The sequence below is a fragment of the Streptomyces omiyaensis genome (assembly GCF_014650895.1).
Classification (GTDB): Bacteria; Actinomycetota; Actinomycetes; order Streptomycetales; family Streptomycetaceae; genus Streptomyces; species Streptomyces omiyaensis.
In genome coordinates, this window is the sequence record NZ_BMVV01000012.1 from 208,180 (window position 1) to 225,062 (window position 16,883).

Annotated in this window: 18 protein-coding genes; 12 read left to right on the forward strand and 6 right to left on the reverse strand. The window is 72.5% G+C overall.

Annotated elements, in window-relative coordinates:
• The first annotated feature begins 6 nt into the window (after positions 1–6).
• The 3 genes from IE287_RS39125 to IE287_RS21520 all read left to right on the forward strand — a co-directional run bounded on the left by IE287_RS39125 (position 7) and on the right by IE287_RS21520 (position 1,060).
• Positions 7–123 (forward strand): SGM_5486 family transporter-associated protein, encoded by a 117-nt coding sequence (locus IE287_RS39125; protein ID WP_268254990.1) that lies wholly within the window; start codon positions 7–9, stop codon positions 121–123.
• A gap of 179 nt (positions 124–302) precedes the next feature.
• Positions 303–506 (forward strand): hypothetical protein, encoded by a 204-nt coding sequence (locus IE287_RS21515; protein WP_189850755.1) that lies wholly within the window; start codon positions 303–305, stop codon positions 504–506.
• A 35-nt stretch (positions 507–541) separates the two neighbouring features.
• Positions 542–1,060: a SixA phosphatase family protein gene (locus IE287_RS21520; RefSeq protein WP_189850756.1), complete on the forward strand. Its 519-nt coding sequence runs from the start codon at positions 542–544 to the stop codon at positions 1,058–1,060.
• Between the two features lie 144 nt (positions 1,061–1,204).
• Here the strand turns inward: IE287_RS21520 and serB are convergent, their stop codons facing one another.
• Positions 1,205–2,452 carry a phosphoserine phosphatase SerB gene (gene serB / locus IE287_RS21525; protein ID WP_189850757.1) on the reverse strand — a complete coding sequence of 416 codons (1,248 nt, stop codon included), beginning with the start codon at positions 2,450–2,452 and terminating at the stop codon, positions 1,205–1,207.
• 219 nt (positions 2,453–2,671) lie between these two features.
• Here serB and IE287_RS21530 point away from each other — a divergent pair, with 219 nt between their 5' ends.
• Complete coding sequence (locus tag IE287_RS21530; RefSeq protein WP_189850758.1) at positions 2,672–5,248, forward strand: FHA domain-containing protein; 2,577 nt, start codon at positions 2,672–2,674, stop codon at positions 5,246–5,248.
• A gap of 76 nt (positions 5,249–5,324) precedes the next feature.
• Here IE287_RS21530 and IE287_RS21535 read toward each other — a convergent pair whose 3' ends face one another.
• A complete protein-coding gene (locus IE287_RS21535; protein WP_189850759.1) occupies positions 5,325–6,116 on the reverse strand; it encodes a transglycosylase SLT domain-containing protein in 792 nt (263 codons plus the stop codon).
• A gap of 1,146 nt (positions 6,117–7,262) precedes the next feature.
• On the opposite strand from IE287_RS21535, the gene IE287_RS21540 reads away from it, so the two are divergent.
• The 3 genes from IE287_RS21540 to IE287_RS21550 all read left to right on the forward strand — a co-directional run bounded on the left by IE287_RS21540 (position 7,263) and on the right by IE287_RS21550 (position 9,442).
• Positions 7,263–8,408, forward strand: a complete 1,146-nt coding sequence (locus IE287_RS21540) for a GAF domain-containing sensor histidine kinase (RefSeq protein WP_189850760.1) — start codon at positions 7,263–7,265, stop codon at positions 8,406–8,408.
• A complete protein-coding gene (locus IE287_RS21545) occupies positions 8,401–9,045 on the forward strand; it encodes a response regulator (RefSeq protein ID WP_189850761.1) in 645 nt (214 codons plus the stop codon). Before IE287_RS21540 ends, IE287_RS21545 begins: the two co-directional genes overlap by 8 nt.
• A gap of 154 nt (positions 9,046–9,199) precedes the next feature.
• Entirely contained in the window at positions 9,200–9,442 is a 243-nt protein-coding gene (locus IE287_RS21550; RefSeq protein WP_031015607.1) for a chaplin, read from the forward strand.
• Between the two features lie 175 nt (positions 9,443–9,617).
• On the opposite strand, the gene IE287_RS21555 is transcribed toward IE287_RS21550, so the two are convergent.
• Positions 9,618–10,409 carry an Rv1486c family protein gene (locus tag IE287_RS21555; RefSeq protein WP_189850762.1) on the reverse strand — a complete coding sequence of 264 codons (792 nt, stop codon included), beginning with the start codon at positions 10,407–10,409 and terminating at the stop codon, positions 9,618–9,620.
• 144 nt (positions 10,410–10,553) lie between these two features.
• Between IE287_RS21555 and IE287_RS21560 the strand changes: the two genes are divergently transcribed.
• The 4 genes from IE287_RS21560 to IE287_RS21575 all read left to right on the forward strand — a co-directional run bounded on the left by IE287_RS21560 (position 10,554) and on the right by IE287_RS21575 (position 13,785).
• Positions 10,554–11,345, forward strand: coding sequence for an ABC transporter ATP-binding protein (locus IE287_RS21560; protein ID WP_189850763.1), 792 nt, complete (start codon positions 10,554–10,556; stop codon positions 11,343–11,345).
• Between the two features lie 97 nt (positions 11,346–11,442).
• Positions 11,443–11,871: an NfeD family protein gene (locus IE287_RS21565; protein WP_189850764.1), complete on the forward strand. Its 429-nt coding sequence runs from the start codon at positions 11,443–11,445 to the stop codon at positions 11,869–11,871.
• Between the two features lie 95 nt (positions 11,872–11,966).
• On the forward strand, positions 11,967–12,908 hold the full coding sequence (locus tag IE287_RS21570; RefSeq protein ID WP_189850765.1) for an SPFH domain-containing protein: 942 nt from the start codon (positions 11,967–11,969) through the stop codon (positions 12,906–12,908).
• 109 nt (positions 12,909–13,017) lie between these two features.
• On the forward strand, positions 13,018–13,785 hold the full coding sequence (locus IE287_RS21575) for a sulfite exporter TauE/SafE family protein (protein ID WP_189850766.1): 768 nt from the start codon (positions 13,018–13,020) through the stop codon (positions 13,783–13,785).
• A 61-nt stretch (positions 13,786–13,846) separates the two neighbouring features.
• Here IE287_RS21575 and IE287_RS21580 read toward each other — a convergent pair whose 3' ends face one another.
• The 3 genes from IE287_RS21580 to IE287_RS21590 all read right to left on the reverse strand — a co-directional run bounded on the left by IE287_RS21580 (position 13,847) and on the right by IE287_RS21590 (position 15,867).
• Positions 13,847–14,353, reverse strand: coding sequence for an HNH endonuclease (locus tag IE287_RS21580; RefSeq protein ID WP_189850767.1), 507 nt, complete (start codon positions 14,351–14,353; stop codon positions 13,847–13,849).
• Positions 14,354–14,520: 167 nt separating this feature from the next.
• Complete coding sequence (locus tag IE287_RS21585) at positions 14,521–15,060, reverse strand: YbhB/YbcL family Raf kinase inhibitor-like protein (protein ID WP_189850768.1); 540 nt, start codon at positions 15,058–15,060, stop codon at positions 14,521–14,523.
• Positions 15,061–15,084: 24 nt separating this feature from the next.
• The gene (locus tag IE287_RS21590; protein WP_189850769.1) at positions 15,085–15,867 is read right to left on the reverse strand and encodes a sporulation protein; all 783 of its coding nucleotides are present in this window, start codon (positions 15,865–15,867) and stop codon (positions 15,085–15,087) included.
• Positions 15,868–15,954: 87 nt separating this feature from the next.
• Here IE287_RS21590 and IE287_RS21595 point away from each other — a divergent pair, with 87 nt between their 5' ends.
• Positions 15,955–16,617: a DNA-3-methyladenine glycosylase gene (locus tag IE287_RS21595; RefSeq protein WP_189850770.1), complete on the forward strand. Its 663-nt coding sequence runs from the start codon at positions 15,955–15,957 to the stop codon at positions 16,615–16,617.
• The last annotated feature ends 266 nt before the right edge of the window (positions 16,618–16,883 follow it).

Sequence of the window (16,883 nt, forward strand, 5' to 3'; positions counted from 1 at the left end):
GGGCCCATGCCCGTTCTCGAACCCAATCCCCAGGGCGGCCAGAAGAAGCTGCTCCTCGTGCTCGGCGCGATGCTCGGCATCACGGTCGTCATCGCCGTCATCGCCTCGATCGCCTCCCCCTGACCCCGTCCGCCCCGGCGGCCGGGGGTGGGGACAGCCCCCGCATCCCCTAGGGGGAGGACTCAGGGGCACGTGGGTGGATCACCGGATGGGCCGGCGCCCCCGCGCTCCCTACGGTGGGGACACGCCGCGGTTCCGCGGCACCCACCTCCCCTCAGGGGTACTCCACCACGGAGGCGGCCATGGCGGCCCTCACCCGCACCGGCGACCGGACCACCCCGGCCGGCGTCGACACCCGGCTGCCCTGGTGGGCCCTCGCCCTCCCGGTGGCCGCCTTCACCGTCCTCCTCCTGCTCGTCACCGGGCCCGGTGAGGCCGCTGCGGCGGGCGGGGGAGAGGGGATCGGCAGGGTCCTCCGGCTGATCGGGCAAACCCTCGCTCTCTGAGTCAGGACGGGCCGATCCGTGCCAAGCTGTGGACCATGAGCGTCGAATCAACCCGCAGGATCGTGCTGCTCCGGCACGCGAAGGCAGACTGGGGCCAGGAGACCGACCACGAGCGTCCGCTCGCCGAGCGCGGCCGCAAGGACGCACCCGTGGCGGGCCGCCGGCTCGCCCGGTCCGGCATCCCCTTCGACCTGGTCCTCTGCTCGACCGCGGCGCGCACCCGCGAGACGTGGAAGCTCGCCGTCCACGAGCTCCCCGAGCGCCCGAGGACGGTCTACGAGGAGCGGATCTACGAGGCGTCCCTCGGCGAGCTCATCGCCCTTCTCAACGAGGTCCCGGAGGACGTCTCCGACGTCCTGGTCGTCGGCCACAACCCCGGCGTGCACGCGCTGGCCGACGCCCTCGCCGGCGAGGCCGAGGGGGACGCCCTCGCCCGGATGAACCGCAGCGGCTTCCCGACCGCCGCCTACGCCGTCCTCGCCTTCACCGGCACCTGGAAGTCCGTCGAGCACGGCGTCGCCCGCCTCGTCGACTTCTGGACCCCGCACGACTGATCCCCGCACCCCCGCCCACGGGCGCCGGCACGGGCGACGTACACGCGGAGGGGCCCGGCCGTCCCGGGACGGCCGGGCCCCTCCGCGTACGACGCCTCACACCTGGCGGGACGCCTCACGCCTCACGGCGACGGGCGCGCGGACTCAGTGCTCCCGCGACTCCGCGTCGCCGCCGCCGTCCGCCGCCTCGACCTCCTCGCGGGTGATCCCCAGCAGGTACAGCACCGTGTCCAGGAACGGCACGTTGACCGCCGTGTGGGCCGCCTCGCGCACCACCGGCTTGGCGTTGAACGCCACCCCGAGTCCCGCCGCGTTCAGCATGTCCAGGTCGTTGGCGCCGTCGCCGATCGCCACCGTCTGCGCCAGCGGCACCCCGGCCTCCGCGGCGAAGCGGCGCAGCAGCCGCGCCTTGCCCGCCCGGTCCACGATCTCGCCGGTCACCCGGCCGGTCAGCTTCCCGTCGACGATCTCCAGGGTGTTGGCCTGGGCGAAGTCCAGCCCGAGCCGCTCCTTCAGGTCGTCGGTGACCTGCGTGAAGCCGCCCGACACCACGCCGACCTGGTAGCCGAGCCGCTTGAGCGTCCGGATCAGGGTCCGCGCGCCCGGCGTGAGCCGCACCTCGGACCGCACCTTGTCCACCACCGACGCGTCCAGGCCCTCCAGGAGCGCCACGCGCGCGTGCAGCGACTGCTCGAAGTCCAGCTCGCCGCGCATCGCCGCCGCCGTCACCTCGGCGACCTTCTCCTCGCACCCCGCGTGCGCCGCGAAGAGCTCGATGACCTCGTCCTGGATCAGCGTCGAGTCCACGTCCATGACGACCAGCCGCTGGGCCCTCCGGTGCAGCCCCGCCGAGACCACGGCCACGTCCACGCCGATCGTGTGCGCCTCGGTGGCCAGCGCCGTCCGCAGCACCTCGGTCGCGCAGCCCGAGACCGCGAACTCGACCGCCGTCACCGGGTACTTCGCCAGCCGGAAGATGCGGTCGATGTTGCCGCCCGCGCCGGCGATCCTGGCCGCTATGGCCGCCGTCTGCTCGGCCGTCAGCGGGTGCCCGAGCACGGTCACGTGCGAGCGCCCCTCGCCGCGCGGCCGGTTGTCGCCGGTGCCCGAGATGATCTCCGCCTGGAGCTTCAGCGACTCGGCCCAGCTGTGCACGGTGGCGCGCAGCTCGCCCTGGGAGGCGACCGTCGGCTCGGTGACCAGCGCGCACAGCACCAGCCGGCCGCGCGAGACGACCTGCTCGATGTCGACGACGTCCACGGAGAAGGCGGCCAGGGTGTCGAAGAGACCGGCGGTGATACCGGGCCGGTCCTTCCCGAAGATCTTGACGAGAAGCGTGGGAACGTCCGAGGCGGGAACGGCGGGAACGTCCGGTGTCTGCGATGCGCTCATGGTGCCCCCCACCGTATCGGGCACCCGATGCCACCGGGCGCCCCGTCCCGCGTACCGGACACCCGGCCGGGCGAGTCCGGGACCGGAGCGGCCCGGCGACCCTCCCTCGGGTCTTCACGCCGCCCGACTTTCGGATCGGGGACCCGGCCTGAAATAGTTCCCCAGGATGATTCGCCATCCCTAGGGCCCCCGAGACGGGGGCGCATCGGGGGACACACAGTGGGGCATGGAGTGCCAGAACTCGTACTCGAACTCAACGGCAGGACCTGGACGCTGGAGCCGTCCCGGGCCTACACCCTGGGGCGCGACCCCCAGGGGGACCTGGTCATCGACGACGCCAGGGTCTCGTGGCGGCACGCCACGATCAGCTGGAACGGCCGGAGCTGGGTCGTCGAGGACCACGGCTCCACCAACGGCACCTTCGTCGCGGGGCAGCGGCTCCAGCAGCAGGAGATCGGCCCCGGGACCGCCGTCCACCTCGGCAACCCGACCGACGGCCCGCGCCTGAACCTCTCCGCCGCGCACGCCGGCCAGGCCGCGCACGCCGGGCAGCCGGCCCACGCGGGACAGCAGGGCACCGCCCCGGTCCGGCCCGCGCAGCAGCCGGCCGGGCCGCAGGCCGACTGGGCCACCCACGACGCCCCGCCGCAGCAGGGCGGCTGGCAGCAGCCCGCCCCGCAGCACGGCGGCCACGTCCCGCCGCAGGTCCCCCACCAGGGCGGCGGTCCGGTCGAGCAGCTCGCTCAGAAGACCAACGGCGCCGCGGGGGCGTCGTCGGCCTACTCCGACCGCAGCCCGACCACCTTCCACCAGCTCGCCCTCGGGCGCGTGATGCGCATCGGCCGTGCGCTCGAGAACGAACTGGTCGTCTCCGACCTCCAGGTCTCGCGCCACCACGCCGAGTTCCACGCCACGCCCGACGGCCGCATGGAGATCCGCGACCTCGGCTCGCACAACGGCACCTACGTCAACGGCCAGCCGATCCCGAAGGGCGGCAGCGCCCTCCTCGGTCCGCAGGACATCGTCGGCGTCGGCCACTCCACCTTCCGGATCGTCGGCGGCCAACTGGAAGAGTTCGTCGACACCGGCTCGGTCTCCTTCTCGGCCCGCCACCTCACCGTCACCGTCGACGGCGGCAAGCAGATCCTCAAGGACGTCTCCTTCGGCGTCCCCGAGAAGTCGCTCATCGGCGTCATCGGTCCCTCCGGCTCCGGCAAGTCGACCCTCCTCAAGGCGCTCACCGGCTACCGGCCCGCCAACGAGGGCGACGTCCTCTACGACAACCGCAGCCTCTACAAGCAGTTCGCCGAACTGCGCCAGCGCATCGGCCTGGTCCCGCAGGACGACATCCTGCACAAGGAGCTGACCGTCCAGAAGGCGCTCCGGTACGCCGCCAAGCTCCGCTTCCCCGGCGACACCGCGACCGCCGAGCGCGAGGCCCGCATCGACGAGGTGCTGCGCGAGCTCAAGCTCGACATCCACAAGGAGAAGAAGGTCACCTCCCTCTCCGGCGGCCAGCGCAAGCGCGTCTCGGTCGCCCTGGAGCTGCTGACCAAGCCCTCGCTGATCTTCCTGGACGAGCCGACCTCCGGCCTCGACCCGGGCATGGACCGCGACGTCATGCAGCTGCTCCGCGGCCTCGCCGACGACGGCCGCACGGTCCTCGTCGTCACCCACTCGGTCGCCGAGCTGGCCCTCTGCGACAAGCTCCTCGTCATGGCGCCCGGCGGCTCCGTGGCGTACTTCGGCCCGCCGGACGAGGCGCTGAACTTCTTCGGCTACTCCTCCTGGGCCGACGTCTTCTCCGCCTTCGAGAACTACCGCGACTACGACTGGGCCGGCCGCTGGAAGGGCTCGCAGCACTACCAGCTGTACGCCGCCGACATCGACGCCGTCGCCGCCCAGCCCGTCCACATGCCGCAGCAGGCGATGTCCCGCCCGCCCAAGCCGCAGGGCTGGGGCTCCCAGCTGTGGACCCTGATCCGCCGCTACACCTCGGTGATCGTCTCCGACAAGGGCTTCCTCGCCCTCATGGTGATGCTCCCGGCGGTCATCGGCTTCGTCTCGGTCGTCATCCCCTCCGACTTCGGCCTCGCCCCGCCGACACCGCCGTCCCGGTTCAACGGCGACGCCGGCATCATCATGCTGATCCTCACGGTCGGCATGTGCTTCTCCGGCGCCGCGAACTCCGTCCGAGAGCTGATCAAGGAACGGGTCATCTACGAACGGGAACGCGCCACCGGCCTCTCCCGCTCGGCCTACCTGATGTCCAAGGTCATCGTCCTCGGCGTCATCACGGCCTTCCAGGGCGTCATCCTCTGCGCCATCGGCTTCGCCACCCGCGACCTGCCCGCCGAGGGCCTGCTCATGCCGCCGGCCGTCGAGCTCTGCCTCACCGTCATCGCGCTCGGCCTCACCTCGATGATGGTCGGCCTGGTCATCTCCGCGCTGGTGAAGACCGCCGAGAAGACCATGCCGCTGCTCGTCATGTTCGCGATCGTCCAGGTCGTCTTCACCGGCATCCTCTTCAAGGTCTTCGGCTCGCCGGGCCTGGAGCAGTTCGCCTGGCTCATGCCCTCCCGCTGGGCCATCGCCGGCGCCGGCACCACGCTGGACCTCGCGCACCTCATGGCGCCGTGGGACCCGAAGAACCCCACCGACCTGGACCCGCTCTGGGACCACAGCGCCGCCCAGTGGGGCTTCAACGTCGGCGTCCTGCTCGTCATGACCACCGTCCTCGGCGTCCTGGTCGCGCGCCTGCTGCGCCGCCACGAGCCCGAGGTCATGCGCAAGTAGCGGCCCGCCTCCGCACGCACGCGCCGAAGGGCGGCACCCCGCACGGGGTGCCGCCCTTCGGCGCCGTCGAGGCGCCTCAGTACGCGCTGTTGACGTTGTCGATCGAGCCGTAACGGTCGGCCGCGTAGTTGGCGGCGGCGACGATGTTGGCGACCGGGTCGTACTGGTCGAACTTGGTGCCCTTCACGTGGTACGCCTTGAAGGTCGGGTAGATGACCTGGAGCAGACCCTTGGACGGGACGCCGTTGATGGCGTTGATGTCCCAGTTGTTGATCGCGTACGGGTTGCCGCTGGACTCGCGCATGATGTTCTTGTGCAGGCCGTTGTACGAGCCCGGGATGTCGTGCTTGTCCATGATGAACAGCGCCTCGCGGATCCAGCCGTCGAGGTTGTTCGCGAAGACCGGCGTCCGCGTGACGGAGCGGCTCGCGGCCGTCTTCGTCGCGGCGCGCTTCTTCGCGGCCGCCTTCGCCTTCGCCTCGGCCTTCGCCTGGGCGGCCCGCTTCTTCGCGGCGGCCTGGGCCTTCGCCTTGGCCTCGGCCTTCGCCTTCGCGGCCTTCACGGCCTTGGCCTTCGCGGCGGCCTGCGCCTTGGCCTTCGCCTGGGCGTCGAGCTTGGCCTGGAGGCCGATGGTGGTGTGCTGGTCGGCCACGCTCGCGGCCAGCGCCTTGGCCTGCGGGGCGTTCGCGTCGTAGGACCACGCCACCCGCTGGCTCGTGTTCAGCGCCTGCGGCTCGGTCTCCGTGGAGCCGTTGTTCGGCACGAGCGAGAGGGTGAGGGCGGCAGCGCCCAGGGCGGCGACACCGGCGATCGTGGCCTTGTGGGTCTTCTTCAGACCACGACTGTGGCCAGGGGTGTTCTGAGACATGCAGGACTACCTCTTCGAATCGCTGGGGGTCGCTGGGCCGGGGCGGCTGCGCCTGCTCGGCGGCGACGGGGGCAATTCTTAGCGGCAGCAAAATCTCGTGGCAAAGGTGTGACGTACGATCCCGGGTAGTGGATCAGGGGCTCGTGTACGCGCCCGACACATGCCTTCAGGGCCGATTCGTCCCGCTCCGAACCGGCCTCGCGCCCTCCACTAGGCAGCTTCGTAAGTGACCTGCGTCCTATGCCCGGGCTCACACGGGATCCAGGGCGACCTCACCTGGCGTTGCGACCGCAATGCACACAGTGAGGCTTCTCCACCGGAAGGAGGAGAGGGGCGCCCCCCGCCCTCGTGCCAGAGGCGGTACCCCCTCCCCACCCCGGCGTACGCGCTCCGCCCTCCACGGGCCCCGCTCACCGCCCCACCGGCCCCACCTCGCCCCCGCGGGCCCGCCCGCACGCATGCACGCGCGCGTGCTCCCCTTCCCGCCCGGCGTCCCCGTCCGGCGCGCGGCTCCACCGCCCGCCGGCCGCCCCCGCCCCCCGCCGTCCCACCCCTCCGTCCCCGGCGCGCGTCCGTCACCGCATCCCCGGCGCCTCCCCAGCGCCGCCACCACGTTCGTCTCGAACGCCGCCCGCAGCCCGTCCAGCGGGTTCTCCGCCGGCCGCACCAGCGGCTCCGCGCCCGGCACGCCCGCGTCGTTCACCGGCAGGTCGAGCCCGCCCGGCTCCCCGGCCGCCGCCACCAGCGCCCGCCGGCGCACCGCCTCCCCCACGTCCCCCGGCACCGCCACCACGCGCGTGCCGTGCGCCGCCCGCACCCCGGCGGCCGTCGCCTCCAGCACCGGGACCGTACGGGCGCCCAGGTCCCGGCCCGCCCGGCCCGTGCGCCGGCGCCCGCCCCAAGCCCTCCGAAGCCCCCCTCACGATCGGCCACCACCACGCCGTCCGTCCCCTCGCTCGCCCCGCGGGACGCGCCCGGCCCCGGCGGGCTGGGCGCGTCACGGCCCCGTCCGGCCCCGCTCCCCCCACCCCCCGCCGCCGCCCCCGGCCCGGACCCCCGGGGCCCTTCGGCCTAGGTCCCGCGACCTGCGCCCGAGCCGTCTCCGGACCCATACGGACCGTCACCCCCCGCCGGTACGGTGAGGCCATGAGCCACCGACCGAGCTCCGGCCTCGCCGCCGTGAGCACCGCACTCCTCGCGATGAGCCGGCAGATGGAGGTCCGCGACGTCCTCAAGACGATCGTGGCCTCCGCCCGCGAGCTCCTCGACGCCGAGTACGCGGCCCTGGGCGTCCCCGACGACCACGGCGGCTTCGCCCAGTTCGTCGTCGACGGCGTCACCGACGAGCAGTGGAAGGCCATCGGCCCGCTGCCCCGGCAGCACGGCGTCCTCGCCGCGATGCTCCACAAGGCCGAGCCCGAGCGGCTCGCCGACGTCCGCGAGGACCCCCGCTTCGGCGGCTGGCCCGACGCCCACCCCGAGCTCTCCGACTTCCTCGGCCTGCCCGTCCGCGACGGCGACGAGACCCTGGGCGCCCTCTTCCTCGCCAACAAGCGCTGCCCCAGGCCCGGCGGCGGCTGCGGCTTCACCGCCGAGGACGAGGAGCTCCTCGGCATCCTCGCCCAGCACGCCGCCATCGCCCTCACCAACGCCCGGCTGTACGAGCGCAGCCGCGAGCTCACCATCGCCGAGGAGCGCTCCCGCCTCGCCCACGAGCTGCACGACGCCGTCAGCCAGAAGCTCTTCTCCCTCCGGCTCACCGCCCAGGCCGCCGCCGCCCTCGTCGACCGCGACCCCGCCCGTGCCAAGGGCGAGCTCCAGCAGGTCGCCGCGCTCGCCGCCGAGGCCGCCGACGAGCTGCGCGCCGCCGTCGTGGAGCTCCGCCCCGCCGCCCTCGACGAGGACGGCCTCGTCCACACCCTGCGCACCCAGGTCCAGGTCCTCGACCGCGCCCACACCGCCACGGTCGTCTTCGACAGCCCCGGCATCCGCGCCCTCCCCGCCGCCCAGGAGGAGGCCGTCCTGCGCGTCGCCCAGGAAGCGCTGCACAACGCGCTCCGCCACGCCGACGCGGCCCGCGTCGCCGTCACCCTGGTGCGCAGCGGCCAGGGGGCCCGGCTCACCGTCACCGACGACGGCCGCGGCTTCCACCCGGGGACGGTCCGCAGCGCCGGCCGCCACCTGGGCCTCGTGTCCATGCGCGACCGCGCCGCCGGAGTCGGCGGCGCCCTCACCGTGACCTCCGCACCCGGCGAGGGCACCACGATCGAGATGGAGGTCCCCGGTGGCTGACAAGCCCATCCGCGTGCTCCTGGTCGACGACCACCAGGTCGTCCGCCGCGGCCTGCGCACCTTCCTGGAGGTCCAGGACGACATAGAGGTCGTGGGCGAGGCCGCCGACGGCGCCGAGGGCGTCGCCCGTGCCGAGGAGCTCCGCCCCGACGTCGTCCTCATGGACGTCAAGATGCCCGGCACCGACGGCATCGAGGCCCTCAAGCGGCTGCGCGCCCTCGACAACCCGGCGAAGGTCCTCGTCGTCACCAGCTTCACCGAGCAGCGCACCGTCGTCCCCGCCCTGCGCGCCGGCGCCTCCGGGTACGTCTACAAGGACATCGACCCCGACGCCCTCGCCGGCGCCATCCGCTCGGTCCACGCCGGCCACGTCCTGCTCCAGCCCGAGGTCGCCGGCGCCCTCCTCGCCCAGGAGGACCCCCAGGGCGGTACGGGCCGGGGCACCACCCTCACCGAGCGCGAGCGGGAGGTCCTCGGCCTGATCGCCGACGGGCGCTCCAACCGGGAGATCGCCCGCGCCCTGGTCCTCTCCGAGAAGACGGTGAAGACCCACGTGTCGAACATCCTCATGAAGCTCGACCTCGCCGACCGCACCCAGGCGGCGCTCTGGGCGGTGCGCCACGGCCTCACCACCTGAAACGCTCCCGTCACGCGCCGGGGCGCACGCCCGTTCAGAACGTCATACCGTCGGGTGCACATCCCCCGTTCGGCGCAACCCGGCGGGGCCGGCGGCGTTCTCCAGGGCGTGCTGCGGCGGACCGGCCGCAGCGATGACCAGGAGGAAGTACCAAGTGAAGAACCTCAAGAAGGCCGCTGCCCTCACCATGGTCGCCGGTGGCATCGTCGCCGCCGGTGCCGGTGTCGCCTCCGCCCACGGCGCCGAGGCCGACGGCAAGGCCCTCAACTCCCCGGGTGTCGCCTCCGGCAACCTGGTGCAGGTCCCGGTCCACGTTCCCGTGAACGTCTCCGGCAACACGGTCAACGTGATCGGCCTGCTCAACCCCGCCTTCGGCAACGGCGCCTTCAACGGCTGACCCGCCACCCCGACGGCCCCCCGGAAACCCTCCGGGGGGCCGTCCCCTTTTCCCGCCCTCCGGGACGCCCTCCCGGAGGACCGCCCTCCGGGACGACCCCGGAAGGTTCCCCTTCCCGGGACGCCCTCCCGGAGGACCGCCCCGCACGGGTCGAGCGCCCCGCCGACCGCGGAGGTCAGAAACCCCGTTCCCGCTCCCGCTCCTCCACCCACGCGTTGTACGCCGCGACCTGCGCCCGCCGCGCCACCCGCTCCACCGGCGCCAGCACGGCCCCCCGCGCCGCCATCTCCGACGCGCTCACCGCCCCGCCGTGCCCGTTCCCGTACGCCAGGTCGACCATCAGACCGATCCGCTGAGCCAGCTCCAGGACCCGGACCGCGCGCTGCGGGTAGCCGGGGGCCAGCACCTCGCGGCCCGCCTCCCCCCGCGCCCGGTACGCCTCCCGCGCCGCCTCCGCCGCCGGACCCGACGCCGCCACGTCCAGCCGCGTCAGCGCCGCCGTCGCGTCCCGCAGCGCCTCCGCCAGCTCCCGCTCCGCCTCGCCCAGCGACGGCACGTCCGCCGGCGGCGCCTCCCGCACCGCCAGGCAGTGCCACACCACCTCGACGTGCACGTCCCCGCGCGGCCCCGCCTCGGAGACCTCCGGCACGAGCCCGTACGGCGCTCCGTACCCGACCACGGCCTCCTCCGCCTCCAACGCGCGCGCGTTGAAGTCCGGCGGCCCGCTCAGCCCGAGCGGATGCCCCGGCGCGGGCAGGGCCACCCGCCACCCGGTCACCCCGAGCCGGCGCAGCCGCCCCAGGGCCAGCGTCAGTCCCACCGGACCCGCCTCACCCGGCAGCCCCGCCACGCGGTGCACCGCGTCCTCCCCGACAATCGCCAGTGCCGCGTCGTCCGGCGACACCGCCCCGGCCAGCAGGGCATTGCCCCAGGCGGCCAGGCGTCCTGAACGTGGTTCCGAAAGCATCCCTCCAGAGTAGGGACCCGAACGACGCCCTAGGGACCGGGCCGCCCCGCCGATGACGTAGGTTTTCCCGTGGACGCCGCGCCCGCGGCACAAGGCGACGACACGAGCCGACACGACTCGACGGCAAGGGGAGACAACGCGCTCATGAGCGATGTACTGGAGCTGGTGGACGTATCGGTGGTCCGCGACGGACGCGCTCTGGTGGACGAGGTCTCCTGGTCGGTCAAGGAGGGGGAGCGCTGGGTCATCCTCGGCCCGAACGGCGCCGGCAAGACCACCCTGCTGAACCTCGCCTCCAGCTACCTCTACCCCACCTCCGGCACCGCCACCATCCTCGGCGACCGCCTCGGCGGCGTCGACGTCTTCGAACTGCGCCCCCGCATCGGCATGGCCGGCATCGCCATGGCGGAGAAGCTCCCCAAGCGCCAGACCGTCCTCCAGACCGTCCTCACCGCCGCGTACGGCATGACCGCCACCTGGCACGAGGACTACGACCCGGTCGACGAGGCCCGCGCCAAGGCCTTCCTCGACCGCCTCGGCATGACCGAGTACCTGGACCGCCGCTTCGGCACCCTCTCCGAGGGCGAGCGCAAGCGCACCCTGATCGCCCGCGCGATGATGACCGACCCCGAGCTCCTCCTCCTCGACGAGCCCGCGGCCGGCCTCGACCTCGGCGGCCGCGAGGACCTCGTCCGCCGCCTCGGCCGCCTCGCCCGCGACCCGTACGCCCCCTCCATGATCATGGTCACCCACCACGTCGAGGAGATCGCCCCCGGCTTCACCCACGTCCTGATGATCCGTCAGGGCAAGGTGCTCGCGGCCGGCCCCATGGAGACCGAGCTCAACTCCCGCAACCTCTCCCGCTGTTTCGGCCTCCCGCTCGTCGTCGAGCGCGTCGGCGACCGCTGGACCGCCCAGGGCCTGCCCCTCGGCTAGCCCGCCCCGCAGGGCCGACCGGCCGCCGTGACCCGCACAGCCGCGGCACCGCACCGCGCCCTGTCCCATCCGGCCCCACCCGCCCTACCATGACCGTGTGGACATCGACGCATGGATCTGGTGGCTGATCGGCGCGGTGGGGCTCGGCATCCCCCTGGTCCTGACCGCGATGCCGGAATTCGGCATGTTCGCCGTGGGCGCGGTCGCGGGCGCGATCACCGCGGCCCTCGGCTTCGGGATCGTCGCCCAGGTGATCGTCTTCGTGGTCGTCTCGGTCGCGCTCATCGCCGTCGTCCGGCCGATCGCCGCCCGTCACCGCGCGGGCGGGCCCGCCCACGCCACCGGGATCGACGCCCTGAAGGGCCGTCAGGCCCGGGTCCTGGAAAGGGTCGACGCCGAAGGCGGCCGCATCAAGCTCGCCGGCGAGATCTGGTCCGCCCGCTCCCTCGACGCCACCCGCGTCTTCGAACCGGGCGAGGAGGTCGACGTGGTGGAGATCGAGGGGGCGACCGCCGTCGTCATCTGACCGAAGCCCGCCCATGACGTCCAGGCGTCTGGGAAACTCGATCATCGGAAGAGAAACCCGGCAGACAACCGGCAGCGAAGGGCACGGGGAACACGATGTCAGCAGTCATCATCGTCCTGATCATTCTGGTGGTGCTCGTCTTCATCGCCCTGATCAAGACGATCCAGGTCATCCCGCAGGCCAGCGCCGCGATCGTGGAGCGCTTCGGCCGCTACACCCGCACCCTCAACGCCGGCCTCAACATCGTCGTCCCGTTCATCGACACGATCCGCAACCGCATCGACCTGCGTGAGCAGGTCGTCCCCTTCCCGCCCCAGCCGGTGATCACCCAGGACAACCTGGTCGTCAACATCGACACCGTCATCTACTACCAGGTGACGGACGCGCGGGCGGCGACCTACGAGGTCGCCAGCTACATCCAGGCCATCGAGCAGCTCACCGTCACCACGCTGCGCAACATCATCGGCGGCATGGACCTGGAGCGGACCCTCACCTCCCGCGAGGACATCAACGCCGCCCTCCGCGGCGTCCTCGACGAGGCCACCGGCAAGTGGGGCATCCGCGTCAACCGCGTCGAGCTCAAGGCCATCGAGCCGCCGACCTCCATCCAGGACTCGATGGAGAAGCAGATGCGCGCCGACCGCGACAAGCGCGCCGCCATCCTCCAGGCCGAGGGCGTCCGGCAGTCCGAGATCCTCCGCGCCGAGGGCGAGAAGCAGTCCGCCATCCTGCGCGCCGAGGGCGAGTCCCAGGCCGCGGCCCTCAGGGCCGAGGGCGAGGCCCAGGCCGTCCGCACCGTCTTCGAGGCCATCCACGCCGGCGACCCGGACCAGAAGCTCCTCTCGTACCAGTACCTCCAGATGCTCCCGAAGATCGCCGAGGGCGACGCCAACAAGCTCTGGATCGTCCCCAGCGAGATCGGCGACGCCCTCAAGGGCCTCTCCGGAGCCCTCGGCAACATGGGCCAGGGCGCCCCCGCCCCGTCCTTCGGCAAGGACGTCCCGTCCGCCAGGCGAGAAGAACCCACCGTCGACTGACGGATTGCTGACACGTACACGTAACTCCGGGCATGATCGGTGCGAGCCCCTCGACCCTCGCCGCGCGCAGGGCGGGGAGGCGAGCCACTGACCATGTGAGGAAACGGCCTTGTCCATCTGGGAAATGCTGGCGGTCTTCGCCGCCGGCATCGGCGCCGGCGCCATCAACACCATCGTGGGATCGGGGACGCTCATCACGTTCCCGGTCCTCCTCGCGACCGGACTGCCCCCGATCACCGCGAACGTCTCCAACGCCCTCGGGCTCGTCCCCGGTTCCCTCAGCGGAGCCATCGGCTACCGCCGCGAACTCAAGGGCCAGACCCGCCGGGTGCTCCGCCTCGGCTCCGCCGCCCTCGCCGGCGGCCTGATCGGCGCGATCCTCCTGCTCGCCCTGCCCTCCGAGGCGTTCGACGCGATCGTCCCCGTCCTCATCGCACTGGCGCTGGTCCTGGTCCTCTTCCAGCCCCGCATCTCCGCCGCCGTCCAGCGCCGCCGCGAACGGACCGGCAGCGAGGCCCACCCCGACGGCGGCCCCGCCCTCCTCGTCGGCCTCACCCTCGCCAGCATGTACGGCGGTTACTTCGGCGCCGCCCAGGGAGTCCTCTACCTCTCCCTCATGGGCCTGCTCCTCGACGACAGCCTCCAGCGGATCAACGCGGTCAAGAACGTCCTCGGCGCCCTCGTCAACGGCGTCGCCGCCGTCTTCTTCCTCTTCGTCGCCGAGTTCGACTGGACCGCCGTCCTCCTCATCGCCGTCGGTTCCACCCTCGGCGGCCAGATCGGCGCCAAGGTCGGCCGCCGCCTCAAGCCCGCCGTCCTGCGCGGAGTGATCATCGCCGTCGGCGTCGTCGCCATCCTCCAGCTCACCCTGAAGTGACCCCGGCATGACGGGAGGGCCCGCCCCGCACCCGGGGCGGGCCCTCTCCGTCCCGTACGGCTCAGGCGGCGTTACGAGCCAGCCACTCCGGCAGCTCCGACCGCTCGCCCGCCCGCATCGCCAGCAGCATCGCGTCCGCCGGCGTCGGCACGAACGGCTCGAAGAGCAGCGGCATCCCCGCCTGCTCCGGCGTCCGGTCCGCCTTGCGGTGGTTGTCCTCCGCGCAGGAAGCGACCGTATTCAGCCAACTGTCCCCGCCCCCCTGCGCCCGCGGGACCACGTGGTCCACGGTCGTCGCGCGCTTCCCGCAGTACGCGCACCGGTGCTGGTCCCTGACCAGCACCCCCCTCCTCGACCACGGTGCCTGTCTTCGGAAGGGCACCCGGACGAAGCGGCAGAGCCTGATCACCCGGGGCACCGGCAGGTCGACGGCGGCGGCACGCACCCGCAGATCGGGGTGGGACTGCTCCACGACGGCCTTGTCCTGCAGGACAAGCACCACCGCACGGTTGAGTGTCACCGTCGAAAGCGGCTCGAAGCTCGCGTTCAGTACCAGCGTGTCCCGCATTGTGCCCACCTCCCGTTGTGCCGGCCCGGCCCCCCCATAGGGCTCTCGGGCGTGGATCAAACGATGGCCGGGCCGGCCGGGGTCGGACAACGCAATTTCGTGCGCAACAAAAGATGCCCGCTTCTGATCTCTCCAAGACCAGAAGCGGGCAAACAACAGACGAACGATCAGCCCGCCGCGGGAGCCGCGTACTCACCGACCAGCTGGGCCCGGCCCAGCGTGTGGAAACGCAGGTGGAAACCGACGGCGGCCGGCGAGGCGTCGGCGTCCGGCCCCAGCCTCTCCGTGTCCACCGCGTAGACCGTGAAGACGTAGCGGTGCGCCGGGTCGCCGGGCGGCGGCGCCGCCCCGCCGAACTCCCGTGCCCCGTAGTCGTTCCGGGCGTGCACCGCACCGGCCGGCAGCCCCTCGAAGGAGCCCGAACCGGCTCCGGCGGGGAGCTCGGTCACCGACGCCGGGATGTCGAAGAGCGCCCAGTGCCAGAACCCGCTGCCCGTCGGCGCGTCCGGATCGAAGCAGGTCACGGCGAAGCTCCTGGTCCCCGCCGGGAACCCCTCCCAGCGCAGCTGCGGGGAGACGTTGCCCTCCGCGTACACCTGGTCGTCCTTCAGCACCCCGCCGGGCGCCACGTCGTCGCTGGTCACGACGAACTCCGCCACCGGCGGATGGAAGGCGTGGGGGAGCGGAGCCCGCTGGCCCTCGGACATGTCGAACCTCCGGATCGTTCCGTACTACAGCCAGTTGCGACGGCCGCCGACCTCGGCGAGCCACTGGTTCAGGTACGCGTTCCAGTCGGTGGTCTGGTAGCTGTCGAGGCCCACCTTGAACGCGCGGAAGGAGTCGCTGCCCTCGGTGAAGAGACCCGGCTTCTTGTCCATCTCCAGCACGACGTCCATCTCGCGGTCGTCCGCGACGAAGCTGACCTCGACCTGGTTGAGCCCGCGGTACTGCTGCGGCGCGAAGAACTCGATCTCCTGGTAGAAGGGCAGCCGCTGACGGGTGCCGCGGATGTGCCCGCGCTCCATGTCCGCGCTCTTGAAGCGGAAGCCCAGCTGGATGAAGGCGTCGAGGATCGCCTGCTGCGCCGGCAGCGGGTGCACGTTGATCGGGTCGAGGTCGCCCGAGTCGACCGCGCGCGCGATCTCCAGCTCGGTCCTGACGCCGATCTCCATGCCGTGCAGGCGCTGCCCGCCGATCGTGTTGACCGGGGTCTCCCACGGGATCTCCAGCCCGAACGGCACGACGTGCACGGCGCCGGCCTTCACCTCGAAGGCCCCGCCGAGGCGCACCTTCACGAACTCCACGTCCTGCTTGTGCTCCTGGTCGCCGCCCTCGACCTCGACGCGCGCCTGGAGACCGACGGACAGGCCCTCGATCTGCTGGTCGACGCTGCCGCCCTGGATCCGGACCTCGCCCTGGACGACACCGCCCGGGACCACGTTCTCCTCGGTGAGCACCGTCTCCACGGTCGCCCCACCGGCACCCAGGCTCGCCAGCAGTTTCTTGAATCCCATGCCACTCACTCCTTCTCGTTCCTGTCCCCTACATACGCGCGACGACCGTAGCGGGTTCCGAACCGTCCCCCGGTACGCTCGGACGCCATGAGCGAGAGCCCCGACCGTACGCCGCTCCCGCGGAGCTTCTTCGACCGCCCCGTTCTGGAGGTGGCCCCGGATCTCCTCGGCCGCACCCTCGTCCGTACGACCGACGAGGGACGGCTGGAGCTGCGCCTCACCGAGGTGGAGGCGTACGCCGGCGCGATCGACCCCGGCTCGCACGCCTTCCGCGGCCGCACGGCCCGCAACGCCGTCATGTTCGGCCCGCCCGGCCACGCCTACGTCTACTTCACCTACGGCATGTGGCACTGCCTCAACCTGGTGTGCGGCCCCGAGGGCGAGGCGAGCGGCGTCCTGCTCCGGGCGGGCGAGATCCTCCACGGCGCCGCCCTGGCCCGCCCCCGCCGCCGCTCGGCCCGCAAGGACGCCGAACTGGCGAAGGGCCCGGCCCGCCTCGCCACCGCTCTGGACGTCCCCGGCTCCCTCGACGGCACCGACGTCTGTGGCGGCCCCGACGCCCCCCTCGCCGTCCTCACCGGCACCCCGCCCGCCCGCTCCCGGATCCGCACCGGTCCGCGCACCGGGGTCGGCGGCGACGGAGCCGCGCACCCCTGGCGCTTCTGGATCGCCGAGGACCCCACGGTCAGTCCGTACCGTCCCCACACGCCCCGGAAGCGCCGACTTGACCCGACCAGGACGGAGGCGTAACGTGGCCCGAGCCGCTTGAGACGGTGGTGCTTCTTCAAGCGCCCCGAGAGCGGCCATCCACTTCACTGCGACGAATCCCCCCGGGGCCTATTTCGGCATGCCGAAATTAGTTCCTAAAGGCTCGATTATGAGCCGCAGGGGAAATCGGCTAAAGTAGTGGACGCGCCGGAAGGCCCCGAGGAAATCGAATTCGGGACCGGAAAGCACCGAGGAAATCGGGTCGGAAAGATCTGATAGAGTCGGAAACGAAGGAAGCGCCCGGAGGG

Bases quoted from the DNA above. Each gene is read 5' to 3' on its own strand.
- IE287_RS39125 (WP_268254990.1), top strand. From the start codon at position 7: ATGCCCGTTCTCGAACCCAATCCCCAGGGCGGCCAGAAGAAGCTGCTC.
- IE287_RS21515 (WP_189850755.1), top strand. From the start codon at position 303: ATGGCGGCCCTCACCCGCACCGGCGACCGGACCACCCCGGCCGGCGTC.
- IE287_RS21520 (WP_189850756.1), top strand. From the start codon at position 542: ATGAGCGTCGAATCAACCCGCAGGATCGTGCTGCTCCGGCACGCGAAG.
- serB (WP_189850757.1), bottom strand. From the start codon at position 2,452: ATGAGCGCATCGCAGACACCGGACGTTCCCGCCGTTCCCGCCTCGGAC.
- IE287_RS21535 (WP_189850759.1), bottom strand. From the start codon at position 6,116: ATGTCTCAGAACACCCCTGGCCACAGTCGTGGTCTGAAGAAGACCCAC.
- IE287_RS21540 (WP_189850760.1), top strand. From the start codon at position 7,263: ATGAGCCACCGACCGAGCTCCGGCCTCGCCGCCGTGAGCACCGCACTC.
- IE287_RS21555 (WP_189850762.1), bottom strand. From the start codon at position 10,409: ATGCTTTCGGAACCACGTTCAGGACGCCTGGCCGCCTGGGGCAATGCC.
- IE287_RS21560 (WP_189850763.1), top strand. From the start codon at position 10,554: ATGAGCGATGTACTGGAGCTGGTGGACGTATCGGTGGTCCGCGACGGA.
- IE287_RS21570 (WP_189850765.1), top strand. From the start codon at position 11,967: ATGTCAGCAGTCATCATCGTCCTGATCATTCTGGTGGTGCTCGTCTTC.
- IE287_RS21580 (WP_189850767.1), bottom strand. From the start codon at position 14,353: ATGCGGGACACGCTGGTACTGAACGCGAGCTTCGAGCCGCTTTCGACG.
- IE287_RS21585 (WP_189850768.1), bottom strand. From the start codon at position 15,060: ATGTCCGAGGGCCAGCGGGCTCCGCTCCCCCACGCCTTCCATCCGCCG.
- IE287_RS21590 (WP_189850769.1), bottom strand. From the start codon at position 15,867: ATGGGATTCAAGAAACTGCTGGCGAGCCTGGGTGCCGGTGGGGCGACC.
- IE287_RS21595 (WP_189850770.1), top strand. From the start codon at position 15,955: ATGAGCGAGAGCCCCGACCGTACGCCGCTCCCGCGGAGCTTCTTCGAC.